Annotated in this window: 2 pseudogenes; both read left to right on the top strand. The window is 69.8% G+C overall.

Annotation, left to right across the window (positions count from 1 at the left end):
* A pseudogene (locus tag CFP71_RS42195) lies at positions 1 to 353 on the top strand (amidohydrolase); the annotation flags it as partial.
* Positions 350 to 689, top strand: a pseudogene (locus CFP71_RS42200) (amidohydrolase); the annotation flags it as partial. The pseudogenes CFP71_RS42195 and CFP71_RS42200, both read left to right, overlap by 4 nt.

Here is a 689-nt window from a genome sequence, read left to right on the forward strand (position 1 = left end):
TCCTGCTGCTGCACAACTATCCCTTTCACCGGAACGCGGCGTATCTGGCCCAGGTCTTCGAGCACGTGTTCATCGACGTGGGCCTCGCGACGCACAACGTCGGTCACCGTGCGCCCGCGATCATCGCGGAGACAATGGAGATAGTGCCGTTCGGGAAGCTGCTGTTCTCCACGGACGCGTTCGGGCTCGCCGAGCTGTACCACCTCGGCACCGCGTTGTTCCGGCAAGGACTGTCGGACTTCCTGTACGCGGGGCTCAGCGCGGACGTACTGTCCGAAGTGGACGCACATCGGATAGCGGCGCTGGTGGGGCGACGCAACGCCGAACGGGTCTACGGGCTGGAGGGGACATGACGGAACTGGACGACCTGCAGGACCGATGGGAGGCCGCCGTCGAGGCGGAACTGCCGTCCGCGATCGCGCTGCGGCACCGGGTGCACGCCGATCCACGCGCGTCGGGGGACGAGGAGGACACCGCGAGGGTCCTCGTCGAGGCGCTGGGAGCAGGCGAAGGGGTGCTGGTCGCCAAGACCGGGCGCGCCGTGCTGTTCCCCGGCACCGGGCCGGGCCCGGCCGTGGCGCTGCGCACCGAACTGGACGCGCTGCCGGTCACCGAGCGCACCGGGGTCCCGTGGGCTTCGGAGACGCCGCTGATGCACGCGTGCGGACACGACGTGCACATGGCCGCGC

Source organism: Amycolatopsis thailandensis, from assembly GCF_002234405.1.
Lineage (GTDB): Bacteria > Actinomycetota > Actinomycetes > Mycobacteriales > Pseudonocardiaceae > Amycolatopsis > Amycolatopsis thailandensis.